The sequence below is a fragment of the Streptomyces sp. NPDC005775 genome (assembly GCF_042871565.1).
GTDB lineage: Bacteria > Actinomycetota > Actinomycetes > Streptomycetales > Streptomycetaceae > Streptomyces.
In genome coordinates, this window is record NZ_JBIAIU010000010.1 from 275,930 (window position 1) to 294,917 (window position 18,988).

The 18,988-nt window shown below is 71.9% G+C and carries 14 protein-coding genes; 5 read left to right on the forward strand and 9 right to left on the reverse strand.

The window, feature by feature from the left end; genetic code table 11:
- Positions 1 to 25 precede the first annotated feature (25 nt).
- The 3 genes from ACFYPA_RS23865 to ACFYPA_RS23875 all read right to left on the reverse strand — a co-directional run bounded on the left by ACFYPA_RS23865 (position 26) and on the right by ACFYPA_RS23875 (position 6,949).
- Entirely contained in the window at positions 26 to 2,791 is a 2,766-nt protein-coding gene (locus tag ACFYPA_RS23865) for a protein kinase (RefSeq protein ID WP_389134071.1), read from the reverse strand.
- A 179-nt stretch (positions 2,792 to 2,970) separates the two neighbouring features.
- Positions 2,971 to 4,920: a serine/threonine-protein kinase gene (locus ACFYPA_RS23870; RefSeq protein WP_389134074.1), complete on the reverse strand. Its 1,950-nt coding sequence runs from the start codon at positions 4,918 to 4,920 to the stop codon at positions 2,971 to 2,973.
- Between the two features lie 322 nt (positions 4,921 to 5,242).
- Positions 5,243 to 6,949 (reverse strand): glycerol-3-phosphate dehydrogenase/oxidase, encoded by a 1,707-nt coding sequence (locus tag ACFYPA_RS23875; protein WP_359078434.1) that lies wholly within the window; start codon positions 6,947 to 6,949, stop codon positions 5,243 to 5,245.
- Between the two features lie 248 nt (positions 6,950 to 7,197).
- On the opposite strand from ACFYPA_RS23875, the gene ACFYPA_RS23880 reads away from it, so the two are divergent.
- Positions 7,198 to 8,460 (forward strand): nucleotide sugar dehydrogenase, encoded by a 1,263-nt coding sequence (locus ACFYPA_RS23880; RefSeq protein WP_359078432.1) that lies wholly within the window; start codon positions 7,198 to 7,200, stop codon positions 8,458 to 8,460.
- A 106-nt stretch (positions 8,461 to 8,566) separates the two neighbouring features.
- The gene (locus tag ACFYPA_RS23885) at positions 8,567 to 9,166 is read left to right on the forward strand and encodes a hypothetical protein (protein ID WP_359078431.1); all 600 of its coding nucleotides are present in this window, start codon (positions 8,567 to 8,569) and stop codon (positions 9,164 to 9,166) included.
- A 76-nt stretch (positions 9,167 to 9,242) separates the two neighbouring features.
- On the opposite strand, the gene ACFYPA_RS23890 is transcribed toward ACFYPA_RS23885, so the two are convergent.
- The 4 genes from ACFYPA_RS23890 to ACFYPA_RS23905 all read right to left on the reverse strand — a co-directional run bounded on the left by ACFYPA_RS23890 (position 9,243) and on the right by ACFYPA_RS23905 (position 13,769).
- Entirely contained in the window at positions 9,243 to 10,367 is a 1,125-nt protein-coding gene (locus ACFYPA_RS23890; protein WP_173315126.1) for a GuaB3 family IMP dehydrogenase-related protein, read from the reverse strand.
- 262 nt (positions 10,368 to 10,629) lie between these two features.
- Positions 10,630 to 12,132, reverse strand: coding sequence for an IMP dehydrogenase (guaB, locus tag ACFYPA_RS23895; RefSeq protein WP_359078429.1), 1,503 nt, complete (start codon positions 12,130 to 12,132; stop codon positions 10,630 to 10,632).
- A 128-nt stretch (positions 12,133 to 12,260) separates the two neighbouring features.
- Positions 12,261 to 12,836 (reverse strand): sigma-70 family RNA polymerase sigma factor, encoded by a 576-nt coding sequence (locus tag ACFYPA_RS23900; protein WP_148020273.1) that lies wholly within the window; start codon positions 12,834 to 12,836, stop codon positions 12,261 to 12,263.
- A 321-nt stretch (positions 12,837 to 13,157) separates the two neighbouring features.
- Positions 13,158 to 13,769, reverse strand: a complete 612-nt coding sequence (locus ACFYPA_RS23905) for a response regulator transcription factor (protein ID WP_003948568.1) — start codon at positions 13,767 to 13,769, stop codon at positions 13,158 to 13,160.
- Positions 13,770 to 14,179: 410 nt separating this feature from the next.
- Between ACFYPA_RS23905 and ACFYPA_RS23910 the strand changes: the two genes are divergently transcribed.
- The gene (locus ACFYPA_RS23910; RefSeq protein WP_018550557.1) at positions 14,180 to 14,506 is read left to right on the forward strand and encodes a WhiB family transcriptional regulator; all 327 of its coding nucleotides are present in this window, start codon (positions 14,180 to 14,182) and stop codon (positions 14,504 to 14,506) included.
- A 75-nt stretch (positions 14,507 to 14,581) separates the two neighbouring features.
- On the opposite strand, the gene ACFYPA_RS23915 is transcribed toward ACFYPA_RS23910, so the two are convergent.
- A complete protein-coding gene (locus ACFYPA_RS23915) occupies positions 14,582 to 15,472 on the reverse strand; it encodes a LysR family transcriptional regulator (protein ID WP_359078427.1) in 891 nt (296 codons plus the stop codon).
- A gap of 89 nt (positions 15,473 to 15,561) precedes the next feature.
- Between ACFYPA_RS23915 and ACFYPA_RS23920 the strand changes: the two genes are divergently transcribed.
- Both ACFYPA_RS23920 and ACFYPA_RS23925 read left to right on the forward strand, forming a co-directional pair.
- Complete coding sequence (locus ACFYPA_RS23920; RefSeq protein WP_359078918.1) at positions 15,562 to 16,233, forward strand: MOSC domain-containing protein; 672 nt, start codon at positions 15,562 to 15,564, stop codon at positions 16,231 to 16,233.
- 109 nt (positions 16,234 to 16,342) lie between these two features.
- The gene (locus tag ACFYPA_RS23925) at positions 16,343 to 17,116 is read left to right on the forward strand and encodes an SDR family NAD(P)-dependent oxidoreductase (RefSeq protein WP_389134078.1); all 774 of its coding nucleotides are present in this window, start codon (positions 16,343 to 16,345) and stop codon (positions 17,114 to 17,116) included.
- A gap of 173 nt (positions 17,117 to 17,289) precedes the next feature.
- Here ACFYPA_RS23925 and groL read toward each other — a convergent pair whose 3' ends face one another.
- Positions 17,290 to 18,912: a chaperonin GroEL gene (gene groL / locus ACFYPA_RS23930; protein ID WP_148020263.1), complete on the reverse strand. Its 1,623-nt coding sequence runs from the start codon at positions 18,910 to 18,912 to the stop codon at positions 17,290 to 17,292.
- Positions 18,913 to 18,988 lie beyond the last annotated feature (76 nt).

Sequence of the window (18,988 nt, forward strand, 5' to 3'; positions counted from 1 at the left end):
ACGCCGTTCTCACGCGTTGTCTTCGCTACGTCACGCGGTAGGAGGCAGTGGCCTGTTGGTAGATTTCGGTCACCTTGTCGCGCTGGTCCTCCGGGCCGATGACCTGGAGTATGTGGTAGCGGCCCTCGACGATCATCACGAGGTTGCGCACGTAGACCTCGCGGCCGCCGGCGTCCTGCCAGGTGAACTGGCCCTCCGCCATGGCCTGTCGGCCGACGTCGATCCGGCGCAGTCCGCTCGCCGACGCCCAGCTGGAGTCGCGGAACTGCTGCAACTCCGGTTCCTTGTTGCGCTGGTAGTCGAGCGGATCGGCCCCGTTCGCCTTCACGGTGTCGCGGCCCGGGACGACGAGGAGGCTGAAGCCGTCGCTGCCGTAACGGATCTGACGGTCCGCGTTGGCCGGGCTGCGCTGCCAGCCCTTGGGCGCCCCGACCTCGAAGCCCTCGGCGTCCTTGCGCAGGGTGTAGCCGGGTGCGAGCGCGACGGCGGAACGGCTGGTCTGCGGCTGCTGTGCGCCGGAGGAGCGCGAGGGGGACGGCTCGCCCGTGTCCTGCCCGCCCGGCTCGGGTGCTGTGGACGCGGTACGGGAGGGACTGGCGCCGGCCCCGGACTCCGTACCGGACTTGGGCATGAACATCACGGCGTACACGATCGCCGCGACCAGGAGCAGCAGGATCAGGACGAGCAGCAGCCGGCCGAGCCGGCGCGGTGCGCGTTCCCCGTCCTGGTGCGGGCGGGGCGGGGTGCGCAGCGCCTTGGGCCCCTTGGGCTCGCGGGGCGGCCTGGGGCTCCTGGGCTCACGCGGCTGGAGCGTGGACCGCTGCGCGGGTTCCAGCCGTTCCCTGGTGTGGCGGTGCCGGCCGTGGGCCGCCCCGCCCCGGCGGCCTCGGCGCTTGCGGACGAGCTCGCCGCGGCGGCGTACGACGGGCAGCCGGGTGGCGTCCGCGGCCGGCAGCGGCACGACGTCGAGACCGGCCTCCGGCTCGGGCGCCGACCGCACGAGGGAGCGCAGCCAGCCGCGCAGTTCCTCGAAGTCCGGACGCTCGGTGGGGTCCTGACGCAGCAGCGACTCGACGACGGGACGCAGAGCGCCGCACTCCTCGGCGAAGGCGGGCGGTTCGCCGCAGACCATCTGGACGAGTTCGGCGGCGTTCTCCTCCGGGTACGGGGCGTGGCCCTGGACGGCGCGGTAGAGCAGCGCGCCCAGCGCCCAGAGGTCGGTGGAGGGGCCGATGGGCGGTGCCAGCTGCCAGTTCTCGTGGACCGGTCCGGCCTGCTCGGGTGCCCAGCGTTCGGTGACCGCGCCGACGACGGCGATCCGGGCCTGGCGGGCGCGCTCGGCGGCGAGGGGGGTGGCGGGGCCGCGGTAGGCGGACGGCTCGCGGCTTCCGGCGACGATCTCGTCCCAGCGGCCCGGGGAGGTGTCCCTGGTGGTGGCCGGCAGGTGCGCGTGGCCCTCCGGGGTGGCGCCCCGGCGCCGGGAGTCGGCGCGCAGGGCGTCCTCGTTGGAGCCACCGGCGGGCACCGGGCGCCCACGGCCGGGACCGTCGTCCCATGAACCGGTCAGATGGAGCCGGCGGGGCGGCGGGCCACCGTCGTCCTCGTCGTCGTACGGGTCCTCGTCGTCATAGAGATCCTCGTCGTCGTACGCCTCCTGGCCGTACGCCTCCGGGGCGCCGGGCAGGCCGAGGGGCTGCCGCGGGTTCGCGGGGCGCTGGACCGGGAGGACGCCGGTGTCCTCGGCCCCGTCCGCACCGGCCCTGCGCTCCTCCTCGCCGACGCGGGCGGCTGCGCGGGCGCCCGCACGGTACGCGGCGATGGCACCCGCCCGCGCGGCCCGCGCCTGAGCGCTGCCGGCGGCCTCGGAGGCGGGGACCGGCACGGAGGCGGGCGGCGACGGCCGGCGCGTGGAGTCCGGCTCACCCGCCCCGTAGGGCTGCGCGGGACCACCCCCGGCCCCTGACTCGATGGCCGCGGCCCCACGGGAGCCGGGCACCTCGGGCGGGCCGTACGGATCGTCGTGCGCGGCCTCGACGGCGGGCCGGCGGTACGGGTCATCGCGCCCCGGCTCGACGGCGGGCGGGCCGTACGGGTCGGGGCCGCCCGGTTCCGTCGTCCCCGGCGGGCCGTACGGGTCGGCGCCGCCCGACTCCACCGCGGGGCCGCCGTAGCCGTCCTCGGCCTCGCCGTCGTCGTCGGCGCGCGGCACGGGCACGTACCCGCAGAGCGCCTCCTCGGCCGCCCCGGCCGCCAGGCCGGTCAGCACGACGCGTCCGTCGTCGCAGATGAGCACCGTGCGCACGGTGATGTTGCGGTGGGTCCAGCCGTGGGCGTGCAGGACGCGCAGCGCGGTGAGGACGTCGGAGCCGATCTCGGCGGCCCGGTACGGATTGAGCGGGCGCTCCGCGAGCAGGGCCGCCAGCGGCCGGGCCGCGACCAGTTCGCTCACGATCCAGAGCGAGCCCGCCTCGGCGAACACGTCGAAGACCTGGTCCAAGCGGGGGTGGTCGGGCACCTGGGCCGCGGCCTGGGCGGCCTCGATGGCGCGCCGCACCGCCGGGTCGGTGGACCGCCGCACCGTGCGCCCACCGGCCCGCCGCGCCGCCGTCGGCAGGCCGTCCGCGTCGAGCACCTCGGCGTCCACGACTTCCGGCAACGGCACCTGACGGACCAGCACCTCCTGGCCGCTGTACGTGTCGAACGCCCGGGTCTCGACCAGCTCGTACGCATCGGACGGGGGCAGCGGAAGGCGGTAGCGGTCGGCAAGTACCCGACCCGCATAGTCGTCCACGACGCCTCCCCAGAGCGCGCTGTCCCCCGGTCACGTTGACCGCACGAAACCGTCAATTGCGGTCACTTACTGTGCGATTGCCCGGTGTCTTCGGCTGCGCACGGTCTTCGAACTCTCACAATACGTGGCAGGAGGCGGCCGCGCGGCAGGGTCGGCGCAACCCGGCCGGGCGGCTTCCCTCAGCCGAGCGGCTTGAACGTGTCGAACGCCGTCTTGCGCATCGCCCGGCACTCCGCGCCGTCCCACGCGTCGGCCTTGCAGCTGATCATGATCGCGTACCCGTGACCGCCGTCGACCTTGAAGCCCCGGTTGAGCACCCGGACCCGCTGGCCCTGCTGCGTGCGCTCGAACTGCCAGTCGGCGACGGTCGGGTAGCCGTTGTACTGGACCTTGTTTATGCCGAGGTGGTGGTAGCCGTTGCTGGTGCCCGCGACGGCGGCCCTGGCCGCGTTCCAGGCTGCCGCGGCGTCGCCGCCGGGCGAGTCGGTGTAGTCGACCTGGATGCGGGGGAAACCGCCGCTGACGTTGTAGATGGCACCGGAGTTGGCGCCCGCCGTCTTGTCGAAGCGGAAGCCCTCGGGCATCGCCATGGAGAAGTGGAACTGCTCGTTCTTCACCACCTTGTAGCCGGCGGGCACGGCGCCATCCTTCTTGTCGCCCTGCGCGTCGTCCGACCCCTTGCCCGAGTCGTCGCTCGCGCCCCGGCCGTCGTCCTTCCCCTGCTCGTCCTTGTCCTGCTCCTTGCCGCTGCCCTGCTCGGTGTCGGCGGAGCCGCCGGAACCTCCGGAGCCGCTGCCCGCGGAGGTTCCGGCCGAGGCGGACGTGCCGTCCTTGGCCTTGCCCGCGTTGCCGGAGCCCTGGTCGTCCCCGCCGAGCGTGAGGGCGAGGACCGTGCCCAGCACGGCGAGCACGATGACGGCGGCGATGATCGCCAGCGTGCGGCGCGGCACCACGTCCGTCAGAGACGCGCGGGGAGGGCTGACCGGTGAGGTGGACGGACGCGGCGGCGGCACGGCGCCCGAAGGGGAGGCCGTGGCCGTCTTGGGTGCCGTGACGGGCCGGGCCGGAACGGAGGCCACGGCGGCGGCTGCGGCAGCGGCGGGTGCCGACTTCGCGTTCCGCGCGGAGCGCAGCGCCCCGCGCAGCCGGTCGCGGGTGCCCTCGCCCGTCTCGCCGGACTTCTGCGGCGCCCTGGGCGGGGCGTCGGCCACGTTCTTGGGGAGCGCCATCACCTGGGTGGCGTCCGCAGGCGGCGGAACCGGAACCGCCGGCTCCTCCGGGGCGTCGATCACATGGTTGAGCAGGGCGCGCGCGCCCGCGTCGTCGAGCCGCTGCTCGGGGTCCCGGGCGAGCAGCCCGTAGATGACCTCCTCCAGCGGGCCCGCGTTCTTCGGCGGGTCCAGCGGCTCGGTCATCACGGCGGTCAGGGTGGCGATAGCCGACCCCTTGTCGTACGGCGGGCAGCCCTCGACGCTCGCGTACAGCAGTCCGCCGAGCGACCACAGGTCCGCGGGCGGGCCGGGCTTGTGGCCGCGGGCCCGCTCCGGCGAGATGTACGAGGGGGCGCCGACGAGCATGCCGGTCGAGGTGACCGACGGGTCGCCCTCGACCTGGGCGATGCCGAAGTCGGTCAGCACGACCCGGCCGTCCTCGGCGATCAGCACGTTGGACGGCTTCACGTCGCGGTGCAGGATGCCTTCGCGGTGCGCCGAGCGCAGCACGTCGAGGATGGCGAGGCCGACCTCGGCCGCCCGTCTCGGCGTCAGGACGCCGTCCTCGCGCACCGCCTCGGCCAGCGACTTGCCCTCGATGAGTTCCATGACGATCCACGGCCGGTCGTCCTCGTCGACCACGTCGTAGACGGTGACCGCGCCGTTGTTGCGGATCCGGGCGATCGCCTTCGCCTCGCGCAGGGTGCGCGTGATGAGCCGGCGCTTCTCGTCGTCGTCGATGGCTGAGGGGAACCGCAGTTCCTTGACCGCGACCGTGCGGCCCAGCGTCTCGTCGACGGCGCGGTGGACCGTGCCCATCCCACCCCGGCCGAGCACCTCTCCGAGCCGGTACCGCCCCGCGAGAAGACGTCCGTCCTTGTCCCGTTGGGGCTCCCGTGCCTGCTCAGCCTCCGACATGCGTCCCCTCTGCGATCAACCCGCCCTGGCAGAGCGTTCATTGTCCCTCACCCCGGGACCGGTCCTGGTGCCGGGTCCGGGGACCGTCCCGACGGGGCCGGCGGGAGGGATTCCCGGCCTGCCCGTACGGGGCGGTCCGCCAACGCACCGCGCCTGCGGACCCCTGCCCAGCGAACCACATCTCACGCGGGCACACCCCTGCCTACCACGGCTCGTCGTGGACAGCGACGCTCCGGACCACCGTATTCCCGGCGCGATCCGCCGTCGCCTCGTGCCGGCGGGGGCAGTTGGACACGGGCCCGCCTCCCGGCCGGACGCGGCACTAGATCGGCACGATGTCCGGCGCCCCCAGCCGCGCCGCGTCCGCCGTCAGGTCGTCGGGCTGGCGCTGCGACTCCCGTTCCGCCTCGACCCGCTTCTCGTAGTGCGCGACCTCGCGCTCGATCCGGCCCTCGTCCCAGCCGAGCACCCGCGCCATCAACTCCGCGCACAACTGGGCGGACCGCGTGCCCCGGTCGAAGGTCTCGATGGAGATCCGGGTGCGCCGGGTCAGTACGTCGTCGAGGTGGCGCGCGCCCTCGTGGGAGGCCGCGTACACGATCTCGGCCTTCAGGTAGTCGTCGGCGGACGGCAGCGGTTCACCCAGCACCGGATCGGCGACGATCAGCTCCAGGATCTCCTCGGCCATGGAGCCGTACCGGTTCAGCAGGTGCTCCACCCGGGCGACGTGGAGGCCGGTCCGGGCCGCGATCCTGGCCCGGGCGTTCCACAGGGCCCGGTAGCCCTCGGCGCCCAGCAGCGGGATGTCCTCGGTGACGCACTCCGCGACGCGCTGGTCGAGGCCGTGCACCGCCTCGTCGACGGCGTCCTTCGCCATCACCCGGTAGGTCGTGTACTTACCGCCCGCGACGACGACGAGGCCCGGCAGCGGGTGCGCCACCGTGTGCTCGCGCGACAGCTTGCTGGTCGCGTCCGACTCGCCCGCCAGCAGGGGCCGCAGGCCCGCGTAGACGCCCTCGACGTCGTCCCTGGTCAGCGGGGTGGCCAGGACCGAGTTGACGTGTTCGAGCAGATAGTCGATGTCCGCGCTGGACGCGGCCGGATGCGCCTTGTCCAGGTCCCAGTCGGTGTCCGTCGTCCCGACGATCCAGTGCCGTCCCCACGGAATGACGAAGAGCACGGACTTCTCGGTCCGCAGGATCAGGCCCGTGGAGGAGTGGATGCGGTCCTTCGGGACGACCAGGTGGATGCCCTTGGACGCCCGTACGTGGAACTGGCCGCGCTCGCCGATCAGCGCCTGCGTGTCATCCGTCCAGACGCCGGTGGCGTTGACCACCTGTTTGGCCCTGACCTCGTAGACACCACCCTCCTCGGCGTCCTCCACCCGGGCGCCGACGACACGTTCACCCTCCCGGAGGAAGCCGATCACCCGCGCCCGGTTCGCGACCTGCGCGCCGTACCCGGCGGCGGTGCGCACCAGCGTCGCCACATAGCGGGCATCGTCCATCTGGGCGTCGTAGTACTGGAGGGCGCCCACCAGGGCGTCCCGCTTGAGGGCGGGCGCGACCCGCAGGGCCTGGCCACGCGAGAGGTGCCGGTGCATGGGCAGTCCGCGGCCGTGGCCGGACGACACCGACATCGCGTCGTACAGCGCGACGCCCGAACCCGCGTACAGCCGCTCCCAGCCCTTGTGCTGCAACGGGTAGAGGAACGGCACGGGTTTCACCAGGTGCGGGGCCAGGCGCTCCAGCAGCAGCCCGCGCTCCTTCAGTGCCTCGCGGACGAGCGCGAAGTCGAGCATCTCCAGATAGCGCAGTCCGCCGTGGATCAGCTTGCTCGACCTGCTCGACGTGCCGGACGCCCAGTCGCGCGCCTCGACCAGCCCGGTCGAAAGTCCTCTCGTCACCGCGTCGAGCGCTGTCCCGGCGCCGACCACGCCCGCCCCCACGACCAGCACGTCCAGTTCGCGCTCGGCCATCGCGGCGAGCGCCTCGGCGCGCTCCGCGGGTCCCAGTGTCGCTGTCCTCACTGCTGCCTCCCGGTAGATCGGGGTGGTCCGGCACGGGGATGCGGTCCGACCGCGGGGTCGAATGCCCGTGCCCACCTCTCGATTCTGTCCGGGCTCGGCGACTTCAGCCACCGCCTGTGGACAACACCCGGACGATCACGAGCCCACAATGCGACATATAGGTCATATTTACGCCTAGTCTGACATTGCGCTGTCCACAGCGGTTGCGCTTTCTGTCCTCATGGTCTTAGGGAAGGACGGCCACCCACGTGCCTGCAGACCTCGCCGTCATCGGACTCGGTCACCTCGGCCTGCCCCTCGCCCAAGCCGCCGTCGCCGCCGGTATCCAGACCATCGGCTACGACACCGACCCCCGGGCCTTCGCGGAGATCTCCGCGGGCCGCACCCCCGTCGAGGGATCGCTCACCGCGTCCGACATCCGCCGGATGCTCTCGGGTGGCTTCCGCCCCACCACCAACCAGGCCGAGCTGGGCCGGGTCCGTACCGCCGTGATCTGTGCGCCCACCCCGCTCGGCCCGGACCGCACCCTCGACCTCACCGGCGTGGGCGACGCCGCCCGTGCCCTCGCGGCTCGGCTGCGCCCCCACACCACGGTGCTCCTGGAATCGGCCGTGCCCCCCGGGAGCACGGAGAACTTCCTGCTCCCCCTCCTCGAAGAGGGCTCCGGCCTGCGCGGCGGACGCGATTTCCACCTGGCCCACTCCCCCACCCGGCTCGACCCCGGCAACCGCGCCCACGTCTACGCCAACACCCCCAAGGTCATCGGCGGCCTCACTCCCGCCTGCACCGAATCGGCCGCCGCCTTCTACGGCCGGCTCACCGACAAGGTCGTCCGCGCCCGCGGCCCCCGCGAGGCCGAGATGACGAAGGTCCTGGAGACCAACTTCCGGCACGTCAACATCGCGCTCGTCAACGAGATGGCGGTGCTCTGCCACGACCTCGGCGTCGACCTGTGGGACGTCATCAGGTGCGCCGAGACCAAGCCCTTCGGCTTCCAGCCCTTCCGCCCCGGCCCCGGCGTCGGCGGCCACGGCGCCCCGGTCGACCCGGGCTACCTCCCGTACAACAGCCGCACCCCCGGACACCCGCTGCGGATGGTCTCGCTCGCCCAGGAGATCAACGACCGGATGCCGCAGTACGTGATCCAGCGCTGCGCCACCCTCCTCAACGAGCACGGGAAATCCGTCCGGGGCGCCCGGATCCTCCTCCTCGGCGTCACCTACAAGCCCGATCTCGCCGACCAGGAGGCCTCCCCCGCGCGCGAGATCGCCACCCGGCTGATGGACATGGGTGCCCAGATCGGCTACCACGATCCGCACGTCCTGGACTGGCGCGTACGTGAACTCCCGGTCCCCCGCGCCGACTCGCTGTACGAGGCCGCCTCCAGCGCCGACCTGACGGTCCTGCTCCAGCACCACCGCACCTACGACCTCCAAGGACTCGCGGTGAAGGCGCAGCTCCTCCTGGACACGCGTGGCGCGACCCCGGCGGGGGCCGCACACCGGCTCTGATCGCAGTTCCCCCAAGGATTTCTGTGGGCCGATGTCGGAACCGGCTGCTAGCCTGCGGCGTCACTCATCGCACACTCGTGCGCCACAGTCCCAGGGGGAACCCAAAATGAGCACGCCCGTACCACCGCCGAACCAGCCGTACGACGCCCAGCCGCAGCCGCAGCCGGGCAACCCGTACGCCGCCCAGCCCGGCCAGCCGCAGCCCGGCCAGCCCGGCGCCCCGACCGGCAACCCGTTCGCGGGTCAGCAGCCGGCCGGCGCCCCGTTCGGCGGCGGCGCACCGTTCGCTCCGGTGGCACCGGCGCGCAACAACGTCGGGCTCGGTGTGCTCGTCGCGTTCGTGGCGGCCCTCGTCGCGGCCGGGATCTACGGCGGGATCATCGGCGCCACGGAGCACGAGATCGGCTACGCGGCCGTGGGTGTCGGCGCCCTCGTCGGCTTCGCCGCCGGCAAGCTCGGCGGCCGCAACCCCGCCCTGCCGGTCATCAGTGGCGTCTTCGCGCTGCTCGGCGTGTACCTCGGTCAGCTGCTCGGTGCGGCGATCCTGCTCAGCGACATCGTCCCGCTCTCGGTCACCGAGATCTTCTTCGACCACTTCAGCGACCTGAACACGGCGTGGAAGGAAGAGATCGACTTCATCGGCGCCCTCTTCTTCGTGGTCGCGGCCGTGGTGGCGTTCTCCACCGCCCGCAAGACGTCCGACTAGTCGGACCGCGGGCACCGCACACGGGAGGGCCCGGACCGCGATCGCGGTCCGGGCCCTCCCGTCATGTTCCGTGCGGTCAGCGCCGGTGCTGCGAGTCCGCCACCGTCACCTCGACGCGCTGGAACTCCTTGAGGTCGCTGTACCCCGTCGTCGCCATCGCGCGGCGCAGCGCGCCGAAGATGTTCATCGAGCCGTCGGGGGTGTGCGAAGGACCGGTGAGGACCTCCTCCGTCGTGCCCACGGAGCCGAGGTCGACCAGCTTGCCGCGCGGCACGTCCTCGTGGACGGCCTCCATGCCCCAGTGGCGGCCGCGGCCCGGCGCGTCCGTCGCGCGGGCGAGCGGGGAGCCCATCATCACGGCGTCCGCGCCGCAGGCGACGGCCTTCGGGATGTCGCCGGACCAGCCGACGCCGCCGTCCGCGATCACGTGCACGTACCGGCCGCCGGACTCGTCCATGTAGTCACGGCGGGCACCGGCCACGTCGGCGACCGCGGTGGCCATCGGGACCTGGATGCCGAAGACGTTGCGCGTGGTGTGCGCGGCGCCGCCGCCGAAGCCGACGAGGACACCGGCCGCGCCCGTACGCATCAGGTGCAGGGCCGCGGTGTACGTAGCGCAGCCGCCGACGATGACCGGGACGTCCAGCTCGTAGATGAACTGCTTCAGGTTGAGCGGCTCGGCCGCACCCGAGACGTGCTCGGCGGAGACCGTCGTCCCGCGGATGACGAAGATGTCCACACCCGCGTCGACGACGGCCTTGGAGAACTGCGCGGTGCGCTGCGGGGAGAGCGCGGCGGCGGTGACGACACCGGAGTCGCGCACCTCCTTGATGCGCTGCCCGATCAGCTCCTCCTGGATGGGGGCGGAGTAGATCTCCTGGAGCCGGCGGGTCGCGGACTCGACCGGCATCTCGGCGATCTCGTCGAGCAGCGGCTGCGGGTCGGCGTGCCGGGTCCACAGGCCTTCCAGGTTGAGCACGCCGAGGCCGCCGAGCTCGCCGATGCGGATGGCGTGCTGCGGGGAGACGACGGAGTCCATGGGGGCGGCCAGGAACGGCAGCTCGAAGCGGTAGGCGTCGATCTGCCAGGCGATCGAGACCTCCTTCGGGTCGCGGGTCCGGCGGCTCGGGACGACGGCGATGTCGTCGAATGCGTATGCCCGGCGGCCGCGCTTGCCGCGCCCGATCTCGATCTCAGTCACGATGGTGTGGCCTTTCCCTCTACGTCTGCGCTGTCCAGTATCCCCGACGCACCAGCGAGCCCGACCGCGACATGGGGGGTGGGTGAAGGAGCGGGGCTGGGTGCGTGCGGCTGCAGGGCGGAGGAGGGAGGCAACGCGGAGCGTTGTGGACCGACGTCAACGCCGCAGATGCGCGCACCCAGCCCAGCGACGCCCCCCAAGTCGCGGTCGGGCTGAGGGCGGTCCCGGGAACCCCGGACCGCCCCTCACCTGCGCTGTCGCCTTACTTCCTGCTGTAGTTCGGTGCTTCGACCGTCATCTGGATGTCGTGCGGGTGGCTCTCCTTGAGACCCGCCGAGGTGATCCGTACGAAGCGGCCCTTGCTCTCCATCTCGTCGACGGACGCCGCGCCCACGTACCCCATCGTCTGGCGGAGTCCGCCGACGAGCTGGTGCAGCACGTTGCCCAGCGGGCCGCGGTAGGGCACCTGGCCCTCGATGCCTTCGGGGACGAGCTTGTCGTCGGAGGACACCTCGGCCTGGAAGTAGCGGTCCTTCGAGTACGAGCGGCCCTGTCCGCGGGACTGCATCGCGCCCAGCGAGCCCATGCCGCGGTACGACTTGAACTGCTTGCCGTTGATGAAGAGCAGCTCGCCCGGCGACTCCTCGCACCCCGCGAGGAGGGAGCCCAGCATCACGCTGTCGGCACCGGCGGCGAGCGCCTTGCCGATGTCGCCGGAGTACTGCAGGCCGCCGTCGCCGATGACCGGGACGCCCGCCGCGCGGGCGGCCAGTGCGGCCTCGTAGATCGCGGTGACCTGCGGGACGCCGATGCCGGCGACCACTCGGGTGGTGCAGATCGAACCGGGGCCGACGCCCACCTTGACGCCGTCCACGCCGGCGTCGATCAGGGCCTGGGCGCCGTCGCGGGTCGCGACGTTGCCGCCGATGACGTCCACGTCCACGGCCGACTTGATCTTCGCCATCCAGTTGAGGGCGTTGCTGTTGTGGCCGTGCGAGGTGTCGACGATCAGGAAGTCCACCCCTGCCCCGGCCAGCGCCTGGGCGCGGTCCAGTGCCTCCGGGCTGGCGCCGACGGCCGCGCCGACGAGCAGGCGGCCCTCGGCGTCCTTGGCCGCGTTCGGATACTGCTCGGCCTTCTTGAAGTCCTTGACCGTGATGAGGCCCTTGAGGATGCCCGCCTCGTCGACCAGCGGAAGCTTCTCGATCTTGTGGCGGCGCAGCAGCTCCATGGCGTCCACGCCGGAGATGCCGACCCGGCCGGTGACCAGCGGCATCGGCGTCATGACCTCGCGCACCTGGCGCGAGCGGTCCGACTCGAAGGCCATGTCGCGGTTGGTGACGATGCCGAGCAGCTTGCCCGCCGGGTCGGTGACCGGGACGCCGCTGATGCGGAACTTGGCGCACAGCGCGTCGGCGTCGCCGAGCGTGGCGTCCGGGCTGACCGTGATCGGGTCGGTGACCATGCCGGACTCGGACCGCTTCACGAGGTCGACCTGGTTGACCTGGTCCTCGATCGAGAGGTTGCGGTGGAGTACGCCGACGCCGCCCTGACGGGCCATGGCGATGGCCATGCGGGCCTCGGTCACCTTGTCCATCGCGGCGGAGAGCAGCGGGATGTTCACGCGTACGTTCCGCGAGATGAGCGTCGAGGTGTCGACCGCGTTCGGCAGCACCTCGGATGCGCCGGGCAGCAGCAGCACGTCGTCGTATGTCAGCCCGAGCGTCGCGAATTTCTCGGGCACTCCGTCGACGTTTGCAGTCATGACACCTTCCCCAAATGGCCTTGATCGGTGCGGATGTCCATGCTAACGGCCTCCGGGGGTGTCTCATTCCACGGGCAAGATCACCGGGAGGTTCTGTAGCTTCCTACGGGCCCGGGCAGGGCTCGTCGTCACTGTTCCGCGAGCGCCCGCAGCCGACTGAGCGCGCGGTGCTGGGCGACCCGGACGGCGCCCGGCGACATGCCGAGCATCTGTCCGGTCTCCTCGGCGGTGAGCCCGACGGCGACCCGCAGGACCAGCAGCTCGCGCTGGTTCTCCGGCAGGTTGGCGAGGAGCTTCTTGGCCCAGGCGGCATCGCTGCTGAGCAGCGCCCGCTCCTCGGGCCCGAGCGAGTCGTCCGGCCGCTCCGGCATCTCGTCGGAGGGCACCGCGGTCGATCCCGGGTGCCGCATCGCGGCTCGCTGGAGGTCGGCCACCTTGTGGCCGGCGATGGCGAAGACGAAGGCTTCGAAGGGTCTGCCGGTGTCCTTGTACCGCGGCAGCGCCATGAGCACCGCGACACAGACCTCCTGCGCGAGGTCCTCCACGAAGTGACGGGCATCACCGGGCAGCCGGTTCAGCCGGGACCTGCAGTAGCGCAGCGCGAGGGGGTGGACGTGGGCCAGCAGATCATGGGTGGCCTGCGCGTCGCCCTCGACGGCGCGATGCACCAGGGCACCGATCACCGTCGTTCCGTCCTCGCGCATCGAACCATGGTGCCCCGGCGCCGCGTCATCCGCGGCACCGCGTCCGTAGTTGTGCACTGAAGCGTTATGAGCGGGTGCGCCGGAAGTCATGTCCTGCGCCCTCCCCTTCCGCTCGACCGAATCGTTCCCGAGGAACTCCACGTCTCAAGGATGCGTCATCGGCCGGGAAGCGTCACATGCCGCGGGGCGGCGGGCTGCACGGGCGGGGTACGAGCGGGTCGTGTCCGGGGAGACGTCCCGGCTCCGCACCCCTGGCCCGGGGTCGCCCCGTCCGCCCGCGAGCGGACGGGGAATCGATCGGTGGCCGCTCACGGCCGGCCCTCAGCGGACCAGCCCCCAGCGGAAACCGAGCGCCACCGCGTGAGCGCGGTCCGAGGCGCCGAGCTTCTTGAACAGGCGCCGGGCGTGCGTCTTCACCGTGTCCTCGGAGAGGAACAGTTCACGGCCGATCTCCGCGTTGGAGCGGCCGTGGCTCATCCCCTCGAGCACCTGGATCTCACGCGCCGTGAGCGTGGGGGCCGCACCCATCTCGGCCGACCGCAGCCGGCGCGGGGCGAGCCGCCACGTCGGATCGGCGAGCGCCTGGGTGACGGTCGCCCTGAGCTCCGCCCGGGAGGCGTCCTTGTGCAGGTACCCCCGGGCCCCGGCGGCGACCGCAAGCGCGACCCCGTCGAGGTCCTCGGCGACGGTCAGCATGATGATCCGCGCCCCGGGGTCGGCGGAGAGCAGCCGACGGACGGTCTCCACACCGCCCAGACCGGGCATGCGTACGTCCATCAGAATCAGATCCGAACGGTCGGCACCCCAGCGGCGGAGGACTTCCTCCCCGTTGGCCGCCGTCGTCACGCGCTCGACGCCGGGCACGGTCGCGACCGCGCGACGGAGCGCTTCTCGGGCAAGCGGGGAATCGTCGCAGACGAGAACGGATGTCATGACCGCCCCCCGCAGCTGATGCGCGTCACCTTGTGCCTCCAGGCTGTTACAAGTCGTCACCTGTGCGGTTGACGCTCTCGGACATCTGCCCGATCGCTTTCTCTGCCAACCGCCTCCGCACTCTCAACGATGGTCACTCGAAAGAGTTACGGGTCGGACAGCCGGGTTCGGCACTCTACGTGAGGGGCCGGGTACGGAGGAGAGCGCCACGGGTCGTCCAGGCGTCAACCGAAACTTCGCACGAACTTATGCCCCATTTAGCGGGTTTTCTTCCCTTTTGCTGGTGTCTGTGACTAGATTCGCAATCAGTCATATTTACATCTACTAACACCGTAGATGTACGGTCATGGGCACGGTACGACGGACGACCACGACGTTTCCGACTCAGCATGGTTTCGAGGGGACAAGCAATGGCAGATTTCTCCCGCCTTCCCGGACCCAACGCCGATCTGTGGGACTGGCAGCTGCTGGCGGCCTGCCGAGGGGTCGACAGCTCGCTGTTCTTCCATCCCGAGGGGGAACGCGGAGCCGCCCGGAGCGCCCGCGAGACCTCCGCGAAAGAGGTCTGCATGCGGTGCCCGGTGCGCGCCGAGTGCGCCGCCCACGCGCTGGCGGTACGTGAGCCCTACGGGGTGTGGGGAGGGCTGACCGAGGACGAGCGCGAGGAGCTCATGGGACGGGCCCGCAACCGGCTGATCAGCGCGGCGGCCCCCTCGTCCCCGCCCGGACACGGCTGACCCCACCGCACCCGATCAGAGCAGAAACGTTCCTTCACTCGCGCGGCCCAGGCCCCTGGGCCCACGGCGGAGCGCTCAGCGGGCGGCCGCCAGCGACAGCTGGTCCAGGGTGGCCGCCACGGCGGGCACCTGCGCGAGGTCGGGCAGGGTCAGCGCGACGATCTCGCGCTCGATGGCGGGCTCCACCGTGACGGTCCTGGCCCCCCGGGGGCGTACCGACTCGATCGCCAGTGCCGGAAGCACGGCCACCCCGAGGCCCGCGCCGACCAGACCGATCACCGCCGGGTAGTCGTCGGTGGCGAAGTCGATCCGCGGGGTGAAGCCGGATGCCTCGCAGACCTCCACCAGCTGCCGGCGGCAGCGCGGGCAGCCGGCGATCCACGGTTCCCCGGCGAGTTCCCCGATGCCCACCTCGTCCCGGTCCGCCAGCCCGTGGCCCTCGGGGACCAGCCCGATCAGCCGGTCGGTGAGCAGGGGCCGCACCACCAGGTCGTCCCACTCGGCGCCCTGCGTGCCGTACCGGAAGGCCAGCGCGATGTCGCAGTCGCCGTCGCGCAGCATCTCCACCGAGCGGGGCGGCTCGGCCTCGACCAGGGATACCCGGGTGCCGGGATGGGCGGCCCGGAGCGCCGCGAGGGCGCCCGGGACCAGGGTGGAGCTGCCGCTCGGGAAGGAGACCAGCCGGACCCGGCCGGCCCGCAGCCCGGCGATCGCGGCGACCTCCTCCTCCGCGGCGGTGAGTCCGGCGAGGATGCCCGAGGCGTGGCGCACGAGCGCCTCCCCGGCCTGGGTCAGCCGCATCTCGCGTCCGGTGCGGATGAGCAGCGTGGTGCCCGCCGAGGACTCCAGGGCCTTCATCTGCTGGCTCACGGCCGGCTGGGTGCAGCCCAGCTCGCGGGCGGCGGCGGAGAAGGAGCCGGTACCGGCCACGGCGCGCAGGACTCGGAGATGACGGGCTTCGATCACCCTTCGAATATAAGGGATTCTTGGGTTGCCTGCGCATTATCGGCGTGCGCCTTTGGGCGGGCACTCGCTACCGTGCGGGCATGACTGCGATGACTGTGCTGACCGTGAACACCGGGCGTGCCGAGGCGGCCTCGTACACCGACGCCCCCAGCGGCGTGACCGGGATCGACAAGCGCCCCGTCGAGGGGCTCATACGGGTCTGCGATCCCGGCCCCGCGGGCGAGGGCGGCAGCGGCCTGGCCGGGGACGCGGTCTGCGACCTGCGCTACCACGGCGGCTCGCACCAGGCCGTGTACGCCTTCGCCCGCGAGGAGCTCGACGGGTGGGAGCGGGAGCTGGGGCGCCCGCTGGCCAACGGCGCGTTCGGCGAGAACCTCACCACGAGCGGGGCGACGGTCAGCGGCGCGCTGATCGGCGAGCGCTGGCGGATCGGTGCCGAACTGGTCCTGGAGGTCACCTCCGGCCGGATTCCGTGCCGTACGTTCGCGAGCCATCTCGACGAGGCGCGCTGGGTCAAGCGGTTCACGCGGGCGGCGGCCCCCGGCGCGTACTTCCGGGTGATCACGCCGGGCGGCATCCGGGCCGGCGACCCCATCGAGATCGTGCACCGCCCGGACCACGAGGTGACGGTGGAACTGCAGTTCCGGGCCGTGACGACCCGGCGTGATCTGCTGCCGCTGCTCCTCCCGGCCGGTGAGGCGCTGCACCCCGCGGCGCTGCGGAAGGCGCGTGCGTACGCGGAGGAGCTCGCGGCGTCCTGACCGCCCGGCGGCCTTGCGGCCGGACCCCCGGCCGCCTGGGGGAACGGTGTCGGGCCCGGTGGGCGGGCGGGTCGTCCCGAGGTCCACGCGGGGCACTAACGTGCCGCGTATGACGACTGCATTGATTACCGGCGCGACCGCGGGCATCGGGGCCGCCTTCGCGCGGCGGCTCGCGGCCGAGGGACACAACCTCGTCCTGGTGGCCCGCGACACCGACCGGCTGCGCGAACAGGCCACCGAACTGCACGACCGGCACGGCATCGAGGCCGAGGTGCTGACCGCGGACCTGTCCACGGACGACGGGATCGCCGCGGTCGAGACCAGGCTGGCCGACCGCAGGCAGTCGGTCGATCTGCTGGTCAACAACGCCGGGTTCGGCAACAAGGGCCATTTCCTCGACGTCTCGATGGCCGACGAGCTGACGATGCTGAAGGTGCACTGCGAGGCGGTGCTGCGGCTGACCTCGGCGGCCGCGGCCGGCATGCAGGAGCGGGGCAGGGGCGGCATCGTGAACGTGGCCTCCGTGGCGGCGTTCGTGCCACGCGGTACGTACGGGGCGTCCAAGGCCTGGGTCGTGCAGTTCACCCAGGGCGCGGCGAAGGACCTCGCCGGTTCGGGGGTGCGGCTGATGGCGCTCTGCCCCGGCTTCGTACGGACGGAGTTCCACCAGAGGGCCGGGATGGGCACCGGCAACATCCCGGGCTGGATGTGGCTCGACGCCGACAAGCTGGTGGCGACGGCGCTGGCGGACCTGGCGCGCGGCAAGTCGCTCTCGATCCCGGACCCGCGCTACAAGGCGTTGATGGGACTGGTGAAGGTGACGCCGCGCAGCCTGCTCGGGGGTGTCACCTCCAGGACCGGCCGCAAGTACGGGCCGCAGTGAACGGCCGGTTACGGCCCGCACGCACGGCAGGCGGTGTTCAAGCCGCGGCCCCCGAAGAGCCCGCGCACGCAAGGGCCCGCACACGCAAGGCCCCGCGCGGGGGCCGCAAGCAAAAAGGTCCGGCACCCCCCAGGGGTGCCGGACCTCGCCGCTTGCGCGGGAAAAGCTGACCGCTAGTGGGAGTGACCGTGGCCGTGACCGGCCTCGGCCTCTTCCTCGGCCGGCTTCTCGACGACCAGGGTCTCGGTCGTGAGCAGCAGCGACGCGATGGACGCGGCGTTCTCCAGGGCGGAGCGGGTGACCTTGACCGGGTCGATGACGCCGGCCTTCACCAGGTCGCCGTACTCGCCGGTCGCGGCGTTGAAGCCCTGACCCTTGTCGAGCTCGGAGACCTTCGAGGTGATGACGTAGCCCTCGAGACCGGCGTTCTCCGCGATCCAGCGGAGCGGCTCGACGGCGGCGCGGCGCACGACCGCGACACCGGTGGCCTCGTCACCGGTCTTGCCGAGGTTGCCCTCGAGGACCTTGACGGCGTGGACCAGAGCGGAGCCACCACCGGAGACGATGCCCTCCTCGACCGCGGCGCGGGTCGCGGAGATGGCGTCCTCCAGACGGTGCTTCTTCTCCTTGAGCTCCACCTCGGTGGCAGCGCCGACGCGGATCACGCAGACACCGCCGGCCAGCTTCGCCAGGCGCTCCTGGAGCTTCTCGCGGTCCCAGTCGGAGTCCGTGGACTCGATCTCGGCCTTGATCTGGTTGACGCGGCCGGCGACCTCGTCGGACTTGCCGCCACCGTCGACGATGGTGGTGTCGTCCTTGGAGACGGTCACGCGACGGGCGGTGCCCAGCACGTCCAGACCGGCCTGGTCGAGCTTGAGGCCGACCTCCTCGGCGATGACGGTCGCACCGGTGAGGGTGGCGATGTCGCCGAGCATGGCCTTGCGGCGGTCACCAAAGCCCGGGGCCTTCACCGCGACGGCGTTGAAGGTGCCACGGATCTTGTTGACGACCAGGGTCGACAGGGCCTCGCCCTCGACGTCCTCGGCGATGATCAGCAGCGGCTTGGAGGCACCGGCCTGGATGACCTTCTCCAGGAGCGGGAGCAGCTCCTGGATCGAGCCGATCTTGCCCTGGTGGATCAGGATGTACGGGTCGTCGAGGACGGCCTCCATACGCTCCTGGTCGGTCACCATGTACGGGGACAGGTAGCCCTTGTCGAAGGCCATGCCCTCGGTGAAGTCGAGGTCCAGACCGAAGGTGTTGGACTCCTCGACGGTGATGACACCGTCCTTGCCGACCTTGTCCATCGCGTCCGCGATGAGCTCGCCGACCTGGGTGTCCTGCGCGGAGAGCGCGGCCACGGCGGCGATGTCGGACTTGTCCTCGATCGGGCGGGCGGTCGCGAGGAGCTCCTCGGACACGGCCTTGACCGCGGCGTCGATGCCCTTCTTCAGGGCGGCCGGGGACGCGCCCGCGGCCACGTTGCGCAGGCCCTCGCGGACGAGCGCCTGGGCCAGGACGGTGGCGGTGGTCGTACCGTCGCCCGCTACGTCGTTGGTCTTGGTCGCCACCTCCTTCACCAGCTGGGCACCGAGGTTCTCGTACGGGTCGTCCAGCTCGACCTCGCGCGCGATGGTGACACCGTCGTTGGTGATGGTGGGCGCACCGAACTTCTTGTCGATGACGACGTTCCGGCCCTTCGGACCGATCGTCACCTTCACCGTGTCGGCAAGCTTGTTGACGCCGCGCTCGAGGGCGCGACGGGCGTCCTCGTCGAACTTCAGGATCTTCGCCATGGAGCTGAACTGTCCTCTCAAAACAAAGAACTGCGCCCCTGCCGCCCGGCTAGTTATCTCGCAGGGGGCCAGGGGC

Bases quoted from the DNA above. Each gene is read 5' to 3' on its own strand.
- ACFYPA_RS23870 (WP_389134074.1), bottom strand. From the start codon at position 4,920: ATGTCGGAGGCTGAGCAGGCACGGGAGCCCCAACGGGACAAGGACGGA.
- ACFYPA_RS23885 (WP_359078431.1), top strand. From the start codon at position 8,567: ATGAGCACGCCCGTACCACCGCCGAACCAGCCGTACGACGCCCAGCCG.
- guaB (WP_359078429.1), bottom strand. From the start codon at position 12,132: ATGACTGCAAACGTCGACGGAGTGCCCGAGAAATTCGCGACGCTCGGG.
- ACFYPA_RS23900 (WP_148020273.1), bottom strand. From the start codon at position 12,836: ATGCGCGAGGACGGAACGACGGTGATCGGTGCCCTGGTGCATCGCGCC.
- ACFYPA_RS23905 (WP_003948568.1), bottom strand. From the start codon at position 13,769: ATGACATCCGTTCTCGTCTGCGACGATTCCCCGCTTGCCCGAGAAGCG.
- ACFYPA_RS23910 (WP_018550557.1), top strand. From the start codon at position 14,180: ATGGCAGATTTCTCCCGCCTTCCCGGACCCAACGCCGATCTGTGGGAC.
- ACFYPA_RS23920 (WP_359078918.1), top strand. From the start codon at position 15,562: ATGACTGTGCTGACCGTGAACACCGGGCGTGCCGAGGCGGCCTCGTAC.
- ACFYPA_RS23925 (WP_389134078.1), top strand. From the start codon at position 16,343: ATGACGACTGCATTGATTACCGGCGCGACCGCGGGCATCGGGGCCGCC.
- groL (WP_148020263.1), bottom strand. From the start codon at position 18,912: ATGGCGAAGATCCTGAAGTTCGACGAGGACGCCCGTCGCGCCCTCGAG.